General features: G+C 76.0%; 15 protein-coding genes. 6 read left to right on the top strand and 9 right to left on the bottom strand.

Annotation, left to right across the window (positions count from 1 at the left end; all coding sequences use genetic code 11):
* The first annotated feature begins 124 nt into the window (after positions 1-124).
* Together ACF053_RS19605 and ACF053_RS19600 are read left to right on the top strand one after the other, a co-directional pair.
* Complete coding sequence (locus ACF053_RS19605) at positions 125-895, top strand: hypothetical protein (protein ID WP_391955039.1); 771 nt, start codon at positions 125-127, stop codon at positions 893-895.
* Between the two features lie 164 nt (positions 896-1,059).
* A complete protein-coding gene (locus ACF053_RS19600) occupies positions 1,060-1,599 on the top strand; it encodes a hypothetical protein (RefSeq protein ID WP_391955038.1) in 540 nt (179 codons plus the stop codon).
* Here the strand turns inward: ACF053_RS19600 and ACF053_RS19595 are convergent.
* Positions 1,590-3,842: a cell division protein PerM gene (locus ACF053_RS19595; protein WP_391955037.1), complete on the bottom strand. Its 2,253-nt coding sequence runs from the start codon at positions 3,840-3,842 to the stop codon at positions 1,590-1,592. The genes ACF053_RS19600 and ACF053_RS19595 overlap by 10 nt on opposite strands.
* A 116-nt stretch (positions 3,843-3,958) precedes the next feature.
* Here ACF053_RS19595 and ACF053_RS19590 point away from each other — a divergent pair, with 116 nt between their 5' ends.
* Positions 3,959-4,882: an RNA polymerase sigma factor gene (locus ACF053_RS19590; RefSeq protein WP_391955036.1), complete on the top strand. Its 924-nt coding sequence runs from the start codon at positions 3,959-3,961 to the stop codon at positions 4,880-4,882.
* 78 nt (positions 4,883-4,960) lie between these two features.
* Here the strand turns inward: ACF053_RS19590 and ACF053_RS19585 are convergent, their stop codons facing one another.
* The gene (locus ACF053_RS19585) at positions 4,961-6,070 is read right to left on the bottom strand and encodes a serine hydrolase domain-containing protein (RefSeq protein WP_391955035.1); all 1,110 of its coding nucleotides are present in this window, start codon (positions 6,068-6,070) and stop codon (positions 4,961-4,963) included.
* Between the two features lie 151 nt (positions 6,071-6,221).
* The gene (locus ACF053_RS19580; RefSeq protein ID WP_391955034.1) at positions 6,222-6,893 is read right to left on the bottom strand and encodes a DUF4097 family beta strand repeat-containing protein; all 672 of its coding nucleotides are present in this window, start codon (positions 6,891-6,893) and stop codon (positions 6,222-6,224) included.
* A gap of 227 nt (positions 6,894-7,120) precedes the next feature.
* On the opposite strand from ACF053_RS19580, the gene ACF053_RS19575 reads away from it, so the two are divergent.
* On the top strand, positions 7,121-7,882 hold the full coding sequence (locus ACF053_RS19575; protein ID WP_391955033.1) for a GbsR/MarR family transcriptional regulator: 762 nt from the start codon (positions 7,121-7,123) through the stop codon (positions 7,880-7,882).
* A gap of 121 nt (positions 7,883-8,003) precedes the next feature.
* Here the strand turns inward: ACF053_RS19575 and sucD are convergent, their stop codons facing one another.
* The 6 genes from sucD to ACF053_RS19545 form a co-directional block, all read right to left on the bottom strand.
* Positions 8,004-8,897: a succinate--CoA ligase subunit alpha gene (gene sucD / locus ACF053_RS19570; protein ID WP_391955032.1), complete on the bottom strand. Its 894-nt coding sequence runs from the start codon at positions 8,895-8,897 to the stop codon at positions 8,004-8,006.
* Positions 8,898-8,917: 20 nt separating this feature from the next.
* On the bottom strand, positions 8,918-10,096 hold the full coding sequence (gene sucC / locus ACF053_RS19565) for an ADP-forming succinate--CoA ligase subunit beta (protein WP_058942748.1): 1,179 nt from the start codon (positions 10,094-10,096) through the stop codon (positions 8,918-8,920).
* Between the two features lie 1,009 nt (positions 10,097-11,105).
* Complete coding sequence (locus tag ACF053_RS19560; RefSeq protein ID WP_391955031.1) at positions 11,106-12,263, bottom strand: VWA domain-containing protein; 1,158 nt, start codon at positions 12,261-12,263, stop codon at positions 11,106-11,108.
* Positions 12,260-14,794, bottom strand: coding sequence for a DUF5682 family protein (locus ACF053_RS19555; RefSeq protein WP_391955030.1), 2,535 nt, complete (start codon positions 14,792-14,794; stop codon positions 12,260-12,262). The genes ACF053_RS19560 and ACF053_RS19555 overlap by 4 nt, the downstream gene beginning before the upstream one ends.
* Positions 14,791-15,915, bottom strand: a complete 1,125-nt coding sequence (locus ACF053_RS19550) for an ATP-binding protein (protein ID WP_391955029.1) — start codon at positions 15,913-15,915, stop codon at positions 14,791-14,793. The genes ACF053_RS19555 and ACF053_RS19550 overlap by 4 nt, the downstream gene beginning before the upstream one ends.
* A gap of 152 nt (positions 15,916-16,067) precedes the next feature.
* Positions 16,068-16,490 carry an MmpS family transport accessory protein gene (locus ACF053_RS19545; protein ID WP_391955028.1) on the bottom strand — a complete coding sequence of 141 codons (423 nt, stop codon included), beginning with the start codon at positions 16,488-16,490 and terminating at the stop codon, positions 16,068-16,070.
* 125 nt (positions 16,491-16,615) lie between these two features.
* Here ACF053_RS19545 and ACF053_RS19540 point away from each other — a divergent pair, with 125 nt between their 5' ends.
* Both ACF053_RS19540 and ACF053_RS19535 read left to right on the top strand, forming a co-directional pair.
* Entirely contained in the window at positions 16,616-17,956 is a 1,341-nt protein-coding gene (locus ACF053_RS19540; protein ID WP_391955027.1) for an SWIM zinc finger family protein, read from the top strand.
* Positions 17,957-18,414: 458 nt separating this feature from the next.
* Positions 18,415-20,040 (top strand): DUF5691 domain-containing protein, encoded by a 1,626-nt coding sequence (locus ACF053_RS19535; RefSeq protein ID WP_391955026.1) that lies wholly within the window; start codon positions 18,415-18,417, stop codon positions 20,038-20,040.
* The last annotated feature ends 53 nt before the right edge of the window (positions 20,041-20,093 follow it).

Genomic DNA, 20,093 nt, shown 5'->3' with positions numbered 1-20,093 from the left:
ATACCGGCACACCGCACCGCCCCCACGGGACGGGGGCCGGGCCGGGCGGTAGCGTCTGGGGCAGAGCCGTCCCCGACGAGACGGAAGACGGACGGACACGACACCAGGGGAAGACGTTCACCACATGCCGGACCGAGGGCGCCGCACGGCCATCCACCTCCTGCCGCGGGACCGCCAGTCCACCGACGACGACAACCCGTTCGCGCCGCCGCCGGAGGGCCGGCCCGAGCAGCCCTGGCAGCCGCGCCGACCGGACGGCGCCGACGGCGAGGGCGGCGAAGGACGCGAGGGCGGTGACGGCCGCGAGGGCCGGCCGGCGCGGGGCCGCTGGAGCCCCCGCCAGCCCGGACGCTCCTCCGACGGCTTCGGCAGCGGGGGCGGCGGCCCGCAGGGCGACCCGTCCCGGCAGGGACGGTCGGAGGGCCCGCAGCTGCGCTGGGACCCGACGGACCCCTCGCAGCGGCGCGCCCGGTACGCGCTGCTCTCCGGCATGTGGGGCTTCTTCTTCGCGGTCTTCGACTTCCCCGAGCTGGCCCTGCTGCTCGGCGCGCTCGCCCTGTACTGGGGCATCAGCTCCCTGCGCGAGCGCGGCCGGGCCGGTCGGCGCACGGGCGCGGACGTGGCCGCGGTGACGTCCGGCGCCCCGACCGCCTCCGGTCCGTCGTCGCCCGCGGCGAACGCCGCCGGCGCGGCCCGGTCGCAGACGACGGCCGCCGTCAGCGGCATCATCACGGGCGCGCTCGCCCTGGTGATCGTGGCGACCATGTTCACGGTCCAGCTCGTGTACCGGGACTACTACACGTGCGTCGACGACGCGCTGACGAAGGACGGCCAGCTCTCCTGCAACGAGCTCCTGCCGGAGCCGCTGCGCGACGTGATCGGCGTCAAGCAGTAGGGACCCGCTGTCGGGGTGCGGCCCGTGGGGCCGCACCCCGGAGCGTGGCGTGAACGGGACACTTCAGGCGTTACCGAAGACCGAGGCGGTCTCGTCGGTCGACAATCCAGCGTGGATGCTCAATCCAGCCCGGATCCGTCGACCACTCGGAGAGGCTCCCCCACATGAACCGACCCACCGTCTTTTCGGTAGCTCTGGGCCTGACGGCCACCGCCGCCGTCGCCCTGCCGGGCGGCAGCGCCGCCGCCGCGGACGGCCGCGCCACGCCCCCGCCCGCGGACCGGTACTGCGTGATCGTCGTCGACAAGGCCCCCGACGGGGCGATGTCCCCCGTCAGGTCGACGACGTGCAGCGACGACCCCGAGTCGAAGACGCTCACGCGGGCCGCGGCGAACACCGTGCTCCTGATGGAGTGGTTCGAGCACGCCAACAACAAGCCCAGCTCCCTGACGCGCGTGCACGGCGAAGCGGGCGACTGCGACGCCGACGGCTACCGCCTCCGGGCGACGGGCTTCTGGGCCAACCGGATCTCCGGGTTCAACGCCTACAGCAAGTGCAACGTCGCCACCGGCTACGACCTGGTGAACCTCTCGGGCGACCGCGAGACGTGGCGCATGGACAAGCCGTGCAAGTGCCTGCTGCAGGGGTGGGTCGGCGCGTACATGAACGACCGCATCGAGTCGTTCTGGATCCGTCAGGGCTGAGCCGGTCGCCCGTCGTCGGGTCCGGGGTCGGACCCGACGACGGGCCACGGGCCGGGGCCTGGGTCTGGGGCGGGGGCTGGGGCTGGGGCTGGGTAGGTGTCTCGGCCGGGGTACGGGGCCGGGTCCGGGCCCGGGTCGGTGACTCGGCCGGCGTACCCGCCCGGGTCGGGGCGGCGGGCCGTTCCGTCGGTGGCTCCGGCTGCGTCCGGCTCACGGTCCGCGGCCGGTGTCTCGACCGGGTCGTGGAGCGGAGGCGGGGTCTCCGCCTCGTAGTGCGGGGTGTCGGGGCAGTCCCAGTCAGCCGTGTCGTCCCCGTCGGCGGTCGCTGCCGGGTCCGGGTGCGGGACCGCCGCGGCCGGGCCCTGCGACACCGCCCGGAACGCCGCCCACCGGGCCGCGCGGGCGTCCGGATCGTCCCACTCCGCCACGACGGGCACGTCCGGGTGGCCGGGTGCGTCGGCGTGGGCGTCCACGTCACCGTGGACGCCCACGCCGTCGGCCGCCGCCCCTCCGTGGACTCCCGCGCCATGGGCGTCCGCCGGGTCAGGGGTGGCCGTGTCGGGGGCGGGCGCCTCACCGAGGGTGCCGTCGCCCGGCGGGCGCGTCCCCTCGTGGGCGTCCAGCCAGTACTGGCCCGCGGCCCAACCGGGCCCGGTCGGGCCGCGGGCCGCCGCCGGTTCGGGACCGTCCGTGTACTCGCCGGGGGTGTCGGCCTCCGCGTCGAACAGCACGTCCGCCTCCGGGCCCGCCGCCCGTACGACGGGCGCGGAGCCGCCGGCGGCCGGGGTGGCGGGCTCCGGCGCGCCGGGCGGTGGCGTGGACGCCCGGTGGCGGCCACGGGGGCGTACGACGCGGAGGCGGGACGGCCACGACCACCGCGACCGCCCGCCCGCCGCCCCGTCCTGCGCCCCCTCCGCCGGGCGCTCCGGAGTCTGAGGGGCCTGCGGGTGGTCGGGGGCGGTGGACCGGTCGCGCACCCGCCAGGCGCGCAGGGCCAGGGCCACCGGTACGGCCAGGAGCGCCGTCCACGCCAGCGCCGCCGCCCCTGCCGCCCACCACACCGGGCCGAACTGCGCGAGCCGCCCGGCACCGAGGGGGCCGCCGGCGTACGCGGCCAGCACCGCCGTCGCCGCGCCGCACACCAGCGCCGCCAGGGAGGCCGTCCCCGCCGTGCGACCCACGCTCCACGCCTCGTCGCGCAGGGCCAGCGGCGGCGCCGCCTCCCCCGCCGTACGCCACCCCGCGACGAGCCCCGCCGCCACCGGCACCGCCGCCGCCACGGCCACCACCGGCCACCCGCCGCCCCGGGGGTCGAGCGGCACGGCGGCCAGCAGCGGGAAGTCCGGCACCGCCGGGGCCCCGGCCGCGCCGAGCGGCGTCACGACGGCGCCCGTACCGAGGGTGAAGCCCGGCCCCAGCCCGTACGCCGCCGCCCACACCGCCGCGTTCGGGATCAGCGCCAGGGCCAGGAGGAGCACGGCCACCCGGCCCGCCCAGTCACCCGACAGGCCCATCAGGGAGTCGCGGGCCGCCCCGCCGTGCCACAGCAGGGAACCCGCCACCAGGAGCACGCCCCCGACGAGCAGCACGAGCAGCGCAGCGGCCGCCGCGCGCACCGCGACGACCGTCCGCGAACGCGCCACGGTCCGCCGCAGCCAGGCGGGCAGCCACCCGGGCAGCGGACCGAGGGGGTGCCCGCACGCGCTCCACACCCCGGCGGCCGCGGCCAGCAGGACGACCGGCGGCACGTGCAGGACCACGTCCAGCGGGTCGACCCGCAGCGGCCCGTCCGCCGCGTAGAGCGCGGCGCACGCGACGACCGCGAGGTAGCCGGTCGTCACGGCGCCCACCGCGCCACCCGCCGGGGGCCTGCGCCGGGTACCGCCCGGCTCCAGGGCGTCCCGCGCCGTCCGGTACGCCAGCCACAGCGGCAGGGCGGCGAGCAGCAGCGGCACCACTCCGACGGGCGCGGGCCCGCCGCCGCCGAAGGTGCCGGGGCGCACCGGTTCCACGCCGTGGGCCAGCAGCCACAGCCCGGCCGCCACGTGCAGGGCGCCCCCGGGTCCGCTGTCGGGGTACGGGGAGCTGATCCACAGGACGGTCACCAGCACGGCGAGCGCGCCGAGCCCCAGCCCCGCCGCGACGACCCCACGGGCGAAGGCCGCGGCGGCGACGGCCGCGGCGCTGCCGCCGTACACGACGGTGTGCTCGGTTCCGGGCGTCTCGGACAGGGAGGCGGTCACGGAAACATGCTGCCAACGACACGCGCTGTAGTTGCGTAACAGGCGGATGCCCGCTGTGTCGCTCAATATACGTTTATGTACTTTTCCGCTACGCCGTGTGTTCGCGGAGGCTTGGCATGACGCAGGGCACGATGAGCGAGGCACAGGCCACGGAGCCGTCGGAGCCGGCGCCGACACCGGATTCCGCGACGGATCCGGAGACCGCTCCGGAGGCCGCCGCCGCGCAGGCCGCCGCCGTCCCCGCGACGCCGGTCGAGGCGTTCGACGCGCTGTACGCGTACGCCGCACCCCGGCTGGCGGAACAGGCGTACCTCCTGTGCGGGCGGCGGCGGCTGGCGCGGGAGGCCGTCGAGGTCGCCTTCCACCGGGCCTGGGACCGCTGGCCGGAGGTCGCGGTGGACCGGGACCCGGTCGGGTGGGTGCGCGCCGAGGCGCACCAGTACGCGCTGTCGCCCTGGCACCGCTTCCGCCCCGCCCACCGGCACCCGGACCCCGCCACCGGGAACGGCCGGACCCGGGAACTGCGGACGGCCCTGCTGGAACTGCCGCCTCCGTACCGGCGGACGCTCCTGCTCTTCGACGGGCTCGGCATGGGCCTGCCCGAGGTGGCCGCGGAGACGGAGGCCAGCACCCCGGCGGCGGGGCACCGGCTGCTGCACGCGCGCGCCGCGGTCGCCGCGCGGATCCCGAAGTTCGCCGACGCGGAGGAGCTGCGCACCCGGATGGCGGAACTGGCCACCGGTCGCTCGGCGACGGTGCTGCCCACACCGCACGCGGTGCGGGCGGGCGGGGAGCGGCGGGTCCGGCTGTGGACGCGCGGGACGGTCGCGCTGACGGCGCTGATCGTCACCGCGACGGCCTTCACCCTGGCGACGGCCCCGACCCGTTACGAGCCGCCGCTCGCGCCGGGCGAGGCGGTGGGCGGCGTACCGGTCCTGAGCGGTCCGCAGCAACTGACCCCGAAGGACGAACAGCTCCGCGCCCGGCTCCAGGCCGAACCGATGACGGGCCCGCCCCGCCTGGTCCCGTCTCCCCACTGACCGCTCCCGCCCCCGGCTCCTGCCCGCACCCCGGGGGCGGGCCGTGCGGCCGGCCCCCCGGCCGCACGGTCCGCCCCGTCAACCCGACACCCCGGCCCGCCCCGCGCAGAACACCTCGGCCACGAGCTTCCGCGTCGCCTCCTGGAAGGCTCCGGCCAGGGAGAGCGCGGCGTCGTCCACGTAGTTCAGCGCGGCGGTCAGGGTCGTGCCCCCGTCGGGCGTGGCGTACATCAGCGCCGCGTGGCCGGCCAGGCCGCCGTTGTGGGTGATGACGGTGCCGCCGCACTCGGTGTCCTGCGCGAACACCCCCAGGCCGTAGCCCGCCTTCGGGTGCGGCGTGCACATCTCGGCCAGCAGCGGGGCCGGCAGGAGCTCGCCGCCCACCAGCGCGGAGACGAACGTGTGGAGGTCCCGGGTGGTGGAGATCATGTCGCCGCCGGCGGAAATCCAGGAGGGGTCGTGGCGGGTGACGTCGACCGTCTCCTGCCCGTCGGCGTCCTCGTACCGGTAGTAGGCGCGGGCGTGCGGTTCGGGGATCTCCGGCGAGGCGTCAGGCACCACGGTGCCGGTCAGACCGAGCGGTTCCAGGATCCGCTCCCGCGTCTCCTCGGCGCACGAGCGACCGGTGACCTCCTCGACCAGCAGCCGGGCCAGCACGTAGTTGGTGTTGGAGTAGCTCCAGTCCGTCCCCGGCTCGAAGCGCGCCGGCTTGGACAGCGCCAGCCGTGCCAGCTCCTCCGGCCGGTAGGTCGTGAACCGCTTGTCCACCCACGCCTTGCCGGAGATCGTGGCGGGGATGCCCGGCACGACCGTCCCGTCCGCGACGTACTCACCGGTGAAGTTGAACAGCCCGCTGGTGTGCTGCAGGAGCATCCGCACCGTGATCCGCCGGTCCAACCCGAACCCGGGCAGGTGGTCGGCCACCGGGGCGTCCAGTCCGATCCTCCCTTCGGCCACCAGTTGGAGCACCAGGGTCGCGGTGAAGGTCTTGGTGTTGCTGCCGATCCGGACGTGTCCGTCCAGTGGCGGCCCGTCGGTCCCGCCCAGCTCGCGCGCCCCGGCTCTGCCGACCCACTCGCCGTGCCGGTCGTGCACGCGCAGCTGCACCCCGACGAACCCGGAGTCGACGATCTCCTGCAGGATCCCCTGCAACTCCGGGCGGTCCTGCCGGGCAGCGGTGAGGGACATGTCCGTGCGCTCCTTCTGGTACGTGGGGGGGGGTGGGTGCGTGAGGCCGTGGTGTGTCAGGCCGTGGGTGCCTGGGCAGGTCACCGGGTGCGCGTGCGGGGGCGGTGGCGATGGGGCGTCACCGCCCGGCCCCCGCCGGCGGGGTGACGGGTCAGAGGCTGCGGGCGGTGATGTCGCCGTGGGCGGTGGTGGCGCGGATGGTCAGGCCGGCGGCGGCGCCCTCGGTGTTGAGCAGGGCGTTGTGGATCCGGCCGTGGCCGGTCCCGGCGTCGAGGGTCGCCGAGACCCCGTGGGCGGCGCCGACCGCGATGTCCCCGGCCTCGGTACGCACCTCGACCGCGCCCCGCACCGCCTCGGCGATCCGGATGTCGCCCTGCCGCGTGCCGATCTCCGCCGCACCACCCAGGCGGCCGACCGCGATGTCACCGGCGGCGAGGACGATCCGGGCACTGTCGGCCTCGTCGAGCTTGACCACGCCCCGCGCCGCCTCCAAGACGACCTCCCCCAGCCGCCCGACCCCCCGGACATCAGCGTCCGCCACCCTCGCCTCGACCCGCGAACCGGCCGGCAGCCGCACCGTCACCTCGACCGACCCCGACGCGCCGCGCAACCGGCCCTCCCCCGCCGGCACCCCGATCCGCAGGACACCGTCCCCGTAAGCGACCGTGACCCGCCGCGCGGCCTTCACGTCCCGCTCCTTCGCGGCGTCCGCGGGCAGGACCTCCACCGTGGTGTCGGCCCGGTCGGCCCCGACGAACCGCACCCGCCCCGCGGGTACGTCCAGGACAGCGGAGATCGGAGCGGGCGTGACGAACTTCTGCATGAGAGTCTCCCGTGACGGTCACTTCGTTTCGAACAAGGGAAACGCTACGTTGCGTTCGCATAGTCGGCAACAGACTCGTTGCTTAGAAGGGATATTTGGGCAGGTCAAACGCCTGAAATCGTTGCAACGATATACCACTAACGCAACGGTGTGATATCCAGTTGGTTGCAATGAAAGAGGCGTGAACGCTATGCTGCCGGCAGCACGCACCACCGAAGGAGACTCCGATGCCGGGAGGCAGGCTCACCCAGCAGGAGCGTCAGCAGATCGCGCTGGGGCTGGCCGACGGCCTCGCCTACGCGGAGATCGCCCGACGCCTCGACCGTCCGACCTCGACGGTCACGCGCGAGGTGATGCGCAACGGCGGCCCCACCGCCTACCGCGCCGACCTCGCCCACCGCGCCACCGAGCACCGCGCCCACCGCCGCAGGAAGACGGCGCCCCGGGGTACGGAGGCGCCTGCGCAGGCCCACGGACGTGACGCCGACGCCGTGCGCGAGTACGAAGAGCTGTTCACGACCGTCCTCATGGCGTCGGGCATCCCCAAGATGACGGCGCGGGTGCTGACCTGCCTCACCCTCACCGACTCCGGCAGCCTCACCGCGGCCGAACTCGTCCGGCGCCTCCAGGTCAGCCCGGCCTCCGTCTCCAAGGCGATCGCGTTCCTGGAGAGCCAGGGCCTCGTCCGCCGGGAGCGCGACGAACGCCGCCGCGAGCGCTACGTGGTCGACGACGACGTCTGGTACCAGTCGATGATGGCCAGCGCCCGCGCCACCGCCCAGCTCGTCGACATCGCCCGGCAGGGCGTCGGCGTCCTGGGGACCGGCACCCCGGCCGCCGCCCGCCTGGAGAACATCGCCCGCTTCGTCGACTTCGTCTCCGAGAGCATCGCCCGCGCCGCCGAGCAGGCCCGCGAGATCCTCCACACGAGCCCCGGACCGGCCCCGGCCCCGGGCGGCACCGCCGCACCACACGCGGATCAGGGGTAGGCGGCCCGCCCCCCGTACGCACGAAGGCCCGTGGGCCCGCCCCCACAACGGGGGGCGGGCCCACGGGCCGTGTGCGCCGTGCGCCGCGGCCGAACGCGGCGCGGCGGTACGCGGTGGTGCGTCAGGCGGAGGTGCCCTCGAGGATCTCGCGGGCCAGCTTCGCCGTCTCGGTCGGCGTCTTGCCGACCTTGACGCCCGCCGCCTCCAGGGCCTCCTTCTTCGCCTGCGCCGTGCCGGACGAACCGGAGACGATCGCGCCGGCGTGGCCCATGGTCTTGCCCTCGGGCGCCGTGAAGCCCGCCACGTAGCCGACGACCGGCTTGGTGACGTTCGCCTTGACGAAGTCGGCCGCCCGCTCCTCCGCGTCGCCGCCGATCTCACCGATCATGACGATCAGCTCGGTCTCGGGGTCGGCCTCGAAGGCCGCGAGCGCGTCGATGTGGGTGGTGCCGATGACCGGGTCGCCACCGATGCCGACGCACGACGAGAAGCCGATGTCGCGCAGCTCGTACATCATCTGGTAGGTCAGCGTGCCGGACTTCGACACGAGACCGATGCGACCGGGCTTGGTGATGTCGCCCGGGATGATGCCGGCGTTGGACTGGCCCGGCGTGATCAGGCCGGGGCAGTTCGGGCCGATGATCCGGGTCTTGTCGCCCTTGGACTTCGCGTACGCGTAGAACGCGGCGGAGTCGTGGACCGCGATGCCCTCGGTGATGACGACGGCGAGCGGGATCTCGGCGTCGATCGCCTCGACGACGGCGGCCTTCGCGAACGCCGGCGGCACGAAGAGGACGGAGACGTCGGCCCCGGTCTTCTCCATCGCCTCGGCGACCGAACCGAAGACGGGGACCTCGGTGCCGTCGAAGTCGACGGTCGTGCCGGCCTTGCGCGGGTTCACGCCGCCGACGATGTTGGTGCCGTCAGCGAGCATGAGCTTGGTGTGCTTCATGCCGGTGGCGCCGGTCATCCCCTGGACGATGACCTTGCTGTCCTTGGTGAGGAAGATAGCCATGGTGTTTCCGACCTCGTCCCTTACTTCGCAGCCGCGAGCTCGGCGGCCTTGTCGGCCGCGCCGTCCATGGTGTCCACGCGCTGCACCAGCGGGTGGTTGGCGTCCGACAGGATCTTGCGACCCAGCTCCGCGTTGTTGCCGTCGAGGCGCACGACCAGCGGCTTGGTGACGTCCTCGCCGCGCGAGGAGAGCAGCTCCAGGGCCTGCACGATGCCGTTCGCGACCTCGTCGCAGGCGGTGATGCCGCCGAAGACGTTGACGAACACGGACTTGACGTCCGGGTCGCCGAGGATGATCTCCAGGCCGTTCGCCATGACCTCGGCGGACGCGCCGCCACCGATGTCGAGGAAGTTGGCCGGCTTCACGCCGCCGTGCGCCTCACCGGCGTACGCGACGACGTCCAGGGTCGACATGACCAGGCCGGCGCCGTTGCCGATGATGCCGACCTCGCCGTCGAGCTTGACGTAGTTGAGGCCCTTGGCCTTGGCCGCGGCCTCGAGCGGGTTGGCCGCCGCCTTGTCCTCGAGCGCCTCGTGCTCCGGCTGGCGGAAGTCGGCGTTGGCGTCCAGGGAGACCTTGCCGTCGAGGGCGATGATGTCACCGGAGGCGACCTTCGCGAGCGGGTTGACCTCGACGAGGAGGGCGTCCTCCGCGACGAAGGTCTTCCACAGGGTCACGAGGACCTCGGCGACCTTCTCCGCGACCTCCGCGGGGAACTGCGCCTGGGCGACGATCTCGCGGGCCTTCTCGATGTCGACGCCGTCGTTGGCGTCGACCGGGACCTTCGCGAGCTTCTCGGGGGTCGTCGCGGCGACCTCCTCGATGTCCATGCCGCCCGCGACCGAGGCCATCGCCAGGAAGGTGCGGTTGGTGCGGTCGAGGAGGTACGAGACGTAGTACTCCTCCAGGATCTCCGGAGCGGTCTCCGCGATCATCACCTTGTGGACCGTGTGGCCCTTGATGTCCATGCCCAGGATGTCCGTCGCGCGGGCGACGGCCTCGTCCGGGGTGGCCGCCAGCTTGACGCCGCCGGCCTTGCCACGGCCGCCGACCTTCACCTGCGCCTTGACGACCGACTTGCCGCCAAGACGCTCAGTGGCCTCGCGCGCCGCCTCAGGCGTGTCGATGACTTCACCGGCCAGCACCGGTACACCGTGCTTGGCGAAGAGGTCCCTCGCCTGGTACTCGAACAGGTCCACGCGCGTCCGTCCCTTTTTCTGGTGATCGCGGTTCGTTTTCATGCGTGGGCGTGCCGCGCGCCCGACTGGCGGGCGGAGGGCAACGTGACTGCTCTGTCACTCGGGAGGCGTACACGGTGTCCGTGGACGCGGCATGTCCGCCTGGCAGGTTATCCCCGGAGGCGGTGCCGCCCTAAATCACAGCTCACACCGGAGCGGTGATACCTGTCACAGGCAGGTACCCCGAACGGGCGGTGACCCCGTTGTGAGAACGCCCGCGGCTACGGATTTCGTGGCAGACCAGGCGCGGCGGGCCGCCACCCGACCGACCGAACCCGCCGCACCCGGCGGACGGGGCGGCCGGCCCCTGCCGGACGGGGGGCGTGAGCGGGCGGGGTGGGCGGGATGGGCGGGCGGCCCCTGCGGCGCCGGGCGGGGCGAGCGGGCGGGGTGGGCGGTCGGCCCCTGCCATGCCGGCGGACGGGCGGGGTGAGGGGGCGGGGTGGGCGGGCGGCCCGTGCCGTGCCAGGCGGACGGACGGGGCGGACCTGCCGCGCCAGGCGGGGCGGGTGGGGCCGGCGGGGCGGGGTGGGCGGGCGGCCCGTGCCGTGCCAGGCGGACGGGCGGGGGACCTGCCGCGCCAGGCGGGGCGGGTGGGGCCGGCGGGGCGGCTGGGTCGGTTGGTGCGGGAGGTGCGGCCTTCCGTGCCGGGCGGTCGGGGCGGGTGGCCCTATTGGGGCAGCCGGGGGGGCGTGGGGCTCGCGGCGCCGGACGGGCCTGCCGGGCGGGGCGGCCGGGCGGACAGCGCGAGTGGGGTTGGTGGGGCTGATGGGGCGACTGGGAGGTCGGTGCGGACGGAGCGGGTCTTCGGCGCCGGGCGGTCGGGGCGGGCCGGTGATCGAGGCCCGGGGACCACCGGGGCGTGGGGCGGTCGGGGCACCGGGCGGGCCCGCGCGCCGGCGGAGCGGTCGGGGCGGGCCCACGGTGCCGCATGGGCCCGCGCGCCGGGGAGCACCGGAGCGCCGGCGGGTCACGCCGCGTCGGGGACCGGTATCGGCCGCTTCTCCAGCGCCGCCGCCATCACCTCGGGGAAGAGGTCCGGTGTGCAGGCGAAGGCGGGCGCGCCGAGGGCCGCCAGCGCGGCGGCGTGCTCACGGTCGTAGGCGGGGGCGCCCTCGTCGGACAGGGCGAGCAGGGCCACGAACTGCACCCCGGCGGCCTTCATCGCCGCGACCCGCTTCAGCATCTCGTCGCGGATGCCGCCCTCGTAGAGGTCGCTGATCAGCACCACCACCGTGTCGGCGGGGCGGGTGATCTGCGACTGGCAGTAGGCCAGGGCGCGGTTGATGTCGGTGCCGCCGCCCAGCTGCGTGCCGAAGAGCACGTCGACCGGGTCGTCTAGCTGGTCCGTCAGGTCGACGACGGCCGTGTCGAAGACGACCAGGCGCGTCGCGATCGACCGCATCGACGCCAGCACCGCCCCGAACACCGACGCGTACACGACGGAGGCCGCCATGGAGCCTGACTGGTCGATGCAGAGCACGACCTCCTTCCTGACCGCCTGCGAGGCGCGGCCGTACCCGACGAGGCGCTCCGGCAGGACCGTGCCGTACTCGGGCAGGTAGTTCTTCAGGTTCGCGCGGATGGTGCGGTCCCAGTCGATGTCGCGGTGGCGGGGGCGGCTGATGCGGGCGCTGCGGTCGAGGGCGCCCGTGAGGGTGGCGCGCGTGCGCGTGGCGAGCCGCTTCTCCAGGTCCTCGACGACCTTGCGGACGACGGCCCGCGCGGTCTCCTTCGTCGTCTCCGGCATCGCCTTGTTCAGCGACAGGAGGGTGCCGACGAGGTGCACGTCCGCCTCGACGGCCTCCAGCATCTCCGGCTCCAGCAGGAGGGTCGACAGGCCGAGCCGGTCGATCGCGTCGCGCTGCATGACCCGTACGACGGAGCTGGGGAAGTAGGTGCGGATGTCGCCGAGCCAGCGGGCGACGGACGGCGCCGATCCGCCGAGCCCGGCCGACCGGTCCCGACGCCCGCGGGCGTCGCCGTCGCCGCCCGGCCCGTCGTACAGGGCGGCCAGGGCGCCGTCCATGGCGGCGTCCCCGCCCGTGAGGGCGCACCCCGTGCCGTCGGCGCCGCCGCCGCCCAGCACCATGCGCCAGCGCCGCAGCCGCTCGTCCTCGCCGGTCATCGGCCCACCCCCACCAGGTCGTCGTCGGTCGGCTGCCGCCGGCCCAGCAGCAGCTCCAGTACGGGCAGCACGCCGTCGGCGCGCGCCGCGTCGTGGCCGGCGCCGAACCCGGGCGTGCCCGCCGCGGTCAGCGCCGCGCCCCCGCCGGCGGCCGGGCCGCGGCGGACGAGCTCGCCGAGGGTGCGCCGCACCCCCGGTTCGTACGCGGAGAACGTGCGGCGCAGCAGCGGCAGCACGTCGGTGAACGCCTCGGCGGGCACGGCGGCCAGCCAGGCGTCGACGAGGGCGAGGAGCCGCTCGTCGTGGACGAGGAGCATGCCTCCGGAGCGGTCGCGGCCCCGGCCGGCGGGTCCGGTCGCGCCAGCGAGGAACCCCTCCAGCCAGGCGGCGGCGTCGACGGGCGGCGTACCGGGCGAGAGGGCGAGGCCCATCAGCCGGCCCGCCTCGTCCTCCGCGAGCCGCCCGTCGTCCAGGAGCAGCCGCGCGGCCCTGCCGCGGATCGTCCCCGCGACGGTGTCCCGGCCGGCGAGCCTGCGCAGGACGGCGGCCCACCCGGCGGCGGTGTCGTCGCCGGCGGCACCGCCGGGGGCGGCCCTGCCGACGGCCTTACCGCCGCTGCCGGGTGCTGCGCCGCTGCCGCCGGGGGCACTGCCGGAGGCGGCACCGGGGGCGGCCGTGCCCCCCGTGCCGGCGGGGGTGCGGTCGGTGACGCCGTCGGTGGTGGAGTCGTCCGCGGTGGTGCCGCCGGTGTGCGGCAGGAGGCGCACCGCCGTGTGCACGGCGTCCACGTGGCCGCGCATCTCGTCGGCGGCGTCGGCGTCGAGGCCCGTGCAGGCCGGGGGCAGGCCGACGAAGATCCGCCGGGCCAGGCCGGTGGCGACCTCGGCGAGGGCGGCGGTGTCCGTGGCCCGCACGTCGCCGTAGCGCAGCGAACGGGCCAGGGCGGGCAGTGCCTGGGCGAGCCGGCCGACGTCCGTGTCGAGCGCGGCCCGGTCGGCGAGGGCCCTCATCACCACGGGCAGCGCCTCGGGCAGCCGGGCCAGCAGGCAGCGCTCGGCGAGCGCCGTGACCCCGGCGAGCGCGGTGGCGGCGGCCGCCTCGGCCCGTGCCTTGGCCGTGGCGGCGGACAGGACCGTGGTGCCCCACACGCCGGCCTCGGCGACCCGCACGTGCAGCTCGGGCTCCCAGGACAGCCGCCAGCTCTCCCGGAAGGTGCCCGTGCTGCCGGTGCGGGACGCCGCGGGGACGCCCCAGTCGACGCCGAGGAGGCGCAGCCGGTGCAACAGGCGGCTGCGGGCCGCGTCGGTGTCCTTGCGCAGGTCGAGGTCGAGGTCCCGCTCGGCCGCCTCGGGCTTCAGGCGCAGGGAGCGCTGGAGGCGGGTCAGGTCCCGCTGGAGGGGGACGGCGGGCGCGTCGTCGGGCACCTCGCCCAGGACGTCGCCGACGACGAGCCGGTCGTGGACGAGGGCGAGCGGCACGTCCGAGCCGTCGCCCATCACGGCCCGCACCGCGTCGGTGGTCTCGGTGAGCCCGGCGAGGGGGCGGCCCCGCATCGCGGCGAGGGACCCGGCGAGCCGGACGGCCTCGATGACGTGCGCGGAGGAGACCGGGTGGTCCTCGTCCCGCAGGAGCCCGGCGACCTTCGTCAGCCAGCGCTCGACGGGCCGGTCGGGCGCCGCGAAGAGGTGCGCGTACCAACCGGGTGCGGCGACGCCCGCGCCGTACCCGGAGCGGCGGGCGAGCCTGCGGTGCGTCCACGGCACCCACGTCGTCTCGGTCCTGACCTTCGGCAGGCCCTTGAGGAGGGCCCGGTCGGCGGCGACGGTGGTCTTCGCGGCCAGTGCGGGGACGTGCCAGGCGCCGCAGACGAAGGCGACGGCGTCGTCGCCGTGCTCCTTGCGCGCGGCGCGCAGCCGGAGGCGCATGTACGCCTCGCGGACGGGGTCGCGGGCGTGCCCGCCGTGGCCGTACGTCTCGCGCAGCGCCGCCATGGCCTCCGCGACGGCCGCGAACGGGGCGAACGGGTCCCCCGCGTGGGACGGGCGGTGCTCGACGACGTCCTCCCACCAGCGCTCGGCGTCGTCGTACCCGGCGGCGTCGGCGAGCGCGGCGAGCGGGTCGACGCGCAGTCCGCGCCGCAGGTCGGCGGCGGGCTCGCCGTCGTCCCCGGTGTCCTCGTCGTCCTCGTCGCTCCACGTGGGGTCGCCCATCATGGCGAGGGAGTGCGCGGCGGGCAGGTCGGCGAAGCGGACGGCGGCGCCGTGGTCCAGGGCCCAGCGCAGCGCGACCCACTCGGGCGAGAAGGCGGCGAAGGGCCAGAACGCGGCCCGGCCGGGCTCGTCCCCGGCGTGGGCCAGCAGCGCGACCGGCGGGCGCGTCGCGGGGTCGGCGGCGAGCGGCAGCAGGGCGTCGGCCTCCGGCGGCCCCTCGATCAGCACCGCCGTGGGGCGCGCCGCGTCGAGGGCGGCGCGCACGGCGCGGGCCGAGCCGGGCCCATGGTGGCGGACGCCGAGCAGCAGCGGCCCCGTCACGCCGACACCTCGCGGCAGGCGCGGTAGAAGTCCTTCCAGCCGTCCCGCTCGCGGACGACGGTCTCCAGGTACTCCTGCCAGATGAGGCGGTCGGCGGCCGGGTCGCGGACGACGGCGCCGAGGATGCCCGCGGCGACGTCGGCGGGGCGCAGCACGCCGTCGCCGAAGTGGGCGGCGAGGGCGAGCCCGCTGGTGACGACGGAGATCGCCTCGGCCGTGGAGAGCGTGCCCGAGGGGGTCTTGAGCTTGGTGCGGCCGTCGGTGGTGACGCCGTCGCGCAGCTCGCGGAAGACGGTGACGACGCGGCGGATCTCGTCGATGCCCTCGGGAACGGCCGGCAGGTCGAGGGAGCGGCCGATCTGGTCGACGCGCCGGGAGACGATGTCGACCTCGGCGTCGGGCGTCTCGGGCAGGGGCAGTACGACGGTGTTGAAGCGGCGGCGCAGGGCGCTCGACAGGTCGTTGACGCCGCGGTCGCGGTCGTTGGCGGTGGCGATGAGGTTGAAGCCGCGGACGGCCTGCACCTCCTGGCCGAGCTCCGGGATGGGGAGCGTCTTCTCGGACAGGATCGTGATGAGCGTGTCCTGCACGTCGGCGGGGATGCGGGTGAGCTCCTCGACCCGGGCGGTCATGCCCTCGGCCATGGCGCGCATCACCGGGCTGGGCACCAGGGCGTCCCGGCTGGGGCCGTGCGCGAGCAGGCGGGCGTAGTTCCACCCGTAGCGGATGGCCTCCTCGGGCGTGCCGGCCGTGCCCTGCACGAGGAGCGTGGAGTCACCGCTGACGGCCGCCGCGAGGTGTTCCGACACCCAGGTCTTCGCGGTGCCCGGCACGCCGAGGAGGAGCAGGGCGCGGTCGGTGGCGAGGGTGGTGACGGCCACCTCGACGATGCGGCGCGGCCCCACGTACTTCGGTGTGATCACCGTGCCGTCCGGGAGGGTGCCGCCCAGGAGGTAGGTGGCGACGGCCCAGGGCGACATCCGCCACCGCTCGGGGCGCGGCCGGTCGTCGGCCGCCGCGAGCGCCGCCAGCTCGTGGGCGAAGGCGTCCTCGGCGTGCGGGCGCAGGGCTTGCGTCTCGCCGTGGACGCGCTCGTCTTCGGTGGTTCCGGGCACGGTCATGGGGTCCCCCTCCAGATCGTTCGAATCGTCGACCGGGTGTGGTTGCCACCGTGCACCACGCCACTGACAGCCGACCGTCACCGCAGGTCAGGAGCGGTGACGGTCGATGTCGAGGGGTACTGCGAGAAGTTGCCGGTGCGTCAGGTACCCGGTCAGCCGGCGACCGGGGAGACGGCGACGCAGCTGAGCGTCGCCGCGGCGCCCTTGCCGGACGCCTCCTTGATCACCTTGCCGTCGTGGGTGATCTTGCAGGTGGCCTGGGCGCCGTCGTAGCTGACGGAGACCGGCGTGACGAGCGGGGCCTCGATGCCGCGCAGCGTGACCGTCTTGCGCCACGGCAGCTTCGGCTTCTCGACGGTCTCCAGCTTGGGGTTCATCGCGTCGCCACCACCGCCGTTGTAGCTGATCGACTCGATGTTGGCGCCGGTCACCTCGTAGGTGACCTGGTACTCCTCGCTGAGCGCGCTGTCGACGCGCTCGGTCGCCTTGTCGGCCGCCTGCGAGCAGGCGCCGAGGCCGAACGCGAGACCGGCCGCGGCGAGGACCGCGACGACGGAACGGGTGGTGGGCTTCATCTGGTTCCCCCGGGAGATCGAGTGGCGTCGGCACCACAGTACGAGCGCGTCCCGGCCGCTCCCCCGGCGGGCCCCGCCGCGGGCGGCCGGGCCGGTTGTCAGTGGCGCGCCCTACGGTCGGTGGCATGACTGAGCAGGGGGTGCGCTGGACGGCGGATCAGGTGCTGGCTCTGGCTCCTGACGCCGCCTCACGCAAGGCGGGAAGCAAGCTGGGCACGGCCGGGCCGTGGTCCGGTGCGGGCCGTGGCGCCACGGGGGCCGTGTGGGGTCTGTGCCGGGGCAGCGGCAGCAGGCCGTACCGGACGGTCGTCGACATCACGGGCCCGGCGTACTCGTGCAGTTGCCCGAGCCGGAAGTTCCCGTGCAAGCACGCCCTGGGCCTGCTGCTGCTGTGGGCGGCGGACGCCGACGCCGTCCCGGCCGGGGTGCCGGCGCCGGACTGGGTGGAGGCGTGGCTGGAGGGCCGGAAGGCGCGCACCGGACCGCGCGGGGGGAAGGGGGACGCAGCCAAGCCCGTCGACGCCGAGGCCGCGCGGCGGCGCGCAGCGGCCCGCGCGGCGCGCGTCACGGCCGGCGCCGAGGAGCTGGAGCGGCGCCTGGCCGACCTGCTGCGCGGCGGTCTGGCCGCCGCCGAGCAGACCGGGTACGGCCTGTGGGAGGAGACCGCGCGCCGCATGGTGGACGCGCAGGCGCCGGGTCTGGCGGGCCGGGTCAGGGAGCTCGGCGCGATACCGGGCTCCGGCCCCGGCTGGCCGGTGCGGCTGCTGGAGGAGAGCGCCTTGACGCACCTGCTGGACCGGGCGTGGCTGGGCGTGGACCGGCTGCCCGGACCCCTGGCGACGACGGTGCGCACCCGGGTCGGCATACCCACGCCGGCCGAGGGCCCCCCGGTCCGGGACCACTGGCTGGTCCTGGCCCAGTACGACACCTCGGACGGCAAGCTGACGACGCGCCGCGCGTGGCTGCACGGGCGGGAGACGGGGCGTACGGCGCTGCTGCTGTCCTTCGGGGCCGCGGGCCGCGCGCCGGACCTGGCCCTCGCGGCGGGCACGGCCTTCGACGCGGAGCTCGTACCGCACCCGGGGGCCGGGCAGCTGCGCGCGGACCTGGGCGAGCGGTTCACCGCGCCCGTCCCGGGCGGCGGGCCACCGCCGGGCGGCACGACCGGCGACGCGCTGGCGGCGTACGGGCGGGCCCTGCGGGACGACCCGTGGCTCGACTCGTGGCCGGTGACGCTGGCGGACGTCGTGCCCGTTCCGGGCGCCGACGGATGGCAGCTCGCCGACGCGGACGGCGGCGCGGCCCTGCCCGTCACCGCGTCCGCCCTGGGCCGGGCGGGGCTGTGGCGGCTGGCCGCGGTGTCCGGCGGCGGACCGGTCACGGTGTTCGGCGAGTGCGGGCACCGGGGCTTCACCCCGCTGGCCACGTGGTCACCGGACGCCCCCGGCACGGTCCCGCTCACCTGAAGGCCAGGGCGGGGCACCGTACGCGGCTGCCCGGGTCGTGGGGGCTGTTTCCTGGCCGGGGGGTGGGGCGTGGGTGTCCGGGCCGCGGGGCGGGTGCCCGGGCGCAGGGGCCCGGGTGAGGCCTCGGGTCGCCGGCGACGGCGACAGCGACAGCGACAGCGACAGCGACAGCGACAGGCTGACCGCCGTGGGCCACCGGACCTCGACCCGCCCGGGACCCCTGTCCACCTGTCGCCCTGTCCACCTGTCCACCTGTCCACCTGTCCACCTGTCCACCTGCGGGGGCTCGTCCCTGCCGGGGCCGGCCGACCACCCGCCCGGCGACCACTCACCTGTTCGACCGCCCGACTGCCCGACCACCCAGCTCCCGCAACCCCCGGTCGGTCCGGCCGCCCGGCTTCCGGACCGGTCGACCACCCCAGCCGCCTCACCGCCTGATCGTTGTTGGAAGAGGAGACATGACCACCACCTCGTGGGAAGAGCTCGTCACCTCGGCGCTGCTCGGCACCGACCGCCGACCGCCGGCCCTCCCGACGGGCGACGGCGCGGCGGGACCGGACGCGGGCGGACCGGCCGCCGCGCCCGTCGATCCGCCGCTGGCGCTGCTCGACGCGGCGGCGCGGCATGCCGTGCGGCGGCGGGCGGGCCTCCTGCCGGCGGCCGCCGCGCCGCTTCCTCCGCCGGCCCCGCACGACGGCCGCACCCCGCTGCCCGGGGCGGCCGCGCGGCGGCTGGCGCAGTTGCTCGCCGACCGCCCCTCGGCGGGCGGCGGCCGCCGTGGTTCCGCACCCGACCTCACCGAGCTGCTCCCGCAGTGGCTGGCCGCGGCCAACGCCCACGGCTACCGGGCGCCCGCGCCCGCCTTGCCCGCCCTGCTCGACGCGGCCCGCGCCCGCACCGACCTGCGGCCCCAGGCGCTGGCCTTCGCGGGGCCGCGCGCGCTGTGGCTGGCCGGGCTGAACCCGGAGTGGAGGTTCGCGTTGCGCGGCGCGCCGGGCGGCGCGGCGCTCCCCGCGCCGGACGACGTACCGGGGGTGCGGGCCCTGTGGGAGGAGGGGCTGTTCGCGGAGCGGGTCGCCCTCCTCGGCGCCGTCCGCGCACACGACCCCGCCGCCGCGCTGGACCTGCTGGCGTCGACCTGGGCGGACGAGCGGGCCGAGGACCGGCTGATGTTCCTGGACTCGCTGCGGGCAGGGCTCTCGGGCGCGGACGAGGCGTTCCTGGAGCGCGCCCTGACCGACCGCAGCCGGAACGTCCGCTCCACCGCGGCCGAACTGCTGTCCGCGCTGCCGGGGTCGGCGTTCGCGGGCCGGATGGCGGGGCGGGCCGCGTCATGCGTGGGCCTGGACCACACCGGTGACGGCGCGACGCTCACCGTGGAGGCCCCGCACGAGTGCGACGCAGCCATGCAGCGCGACGGCGTCGTACCGCAGCCGCCGTCGGGCCGGGGAGAGCGTTCGTGGTGGCTGGGGCAGCTGGTGGAGGCGGCCCCGCTCACGCTCTGGCCGGACCGGCTCGGCGGCCGTACGCCCGAGGAGATCGTCGCCCTGCCGGTGGGCGACGACTGGCGCGACGAGCTGCACGCCGCGTGGTGCCGGGCAGCCGTGCGGCAGCGGGACGCGGCGTGGGCACGGGCCCTGCTCGGCGCCCCGTTCGCCCCGCCGGCGACGGGCCCGGGGGCCGCGTCGTCGGCCGCGCTGCTGGCGACGCTGCCGGACGGGGAGCGGGCGGCGTGGGTGGCGGCGTTCGTCGCGGCGCACGGGCTGTCGGAGGCGTTCCAGCTGCTCGGCGTCTGCACGGTGCCGTGGTCCGGGGAGCTCGGGCGGGCGGTCGTCGACGCGCTGGACATCGCGCGCGAGGCGGGGAGCTACCCGTGGAGCTTCAGCGGGGTGATGGGCCTGGCGGAGCGGTGCCTCGACCCGGCCGAGGCCGACCGCCTGGAGGTGCTGACGGCCGCGTCGGACGAGCCGGAGGACGCCGCGCCCGGCGCGGGCGGCTACTGGTCGGAGGCGTTCCAGCGCCTGGTCGCCACGCTGCGCCTGCGGGCGGCGATGCACGCGGAGCTGGCCCCACCACCCGCCTGACGGCTCGGGGCCGGGCCTGGGCGCTCCTCCCCGACACGCCCTCCGCACCGGAT

It is taken from the genome of Streptomyces kanasensis (genome assembly GCF_043077165.1).
GTDB classification, from domain to species: Bacteria; Actinomycetota; Actinomycetes; order Streptomycetales; family Streptomycetaceae; genus Streptomyces; species Streptomyces changanensis.
Note: the sequence above shows the minus strand (reverse complement) of the source record. Positions and strands in the feature narration are given on the sequence as shown.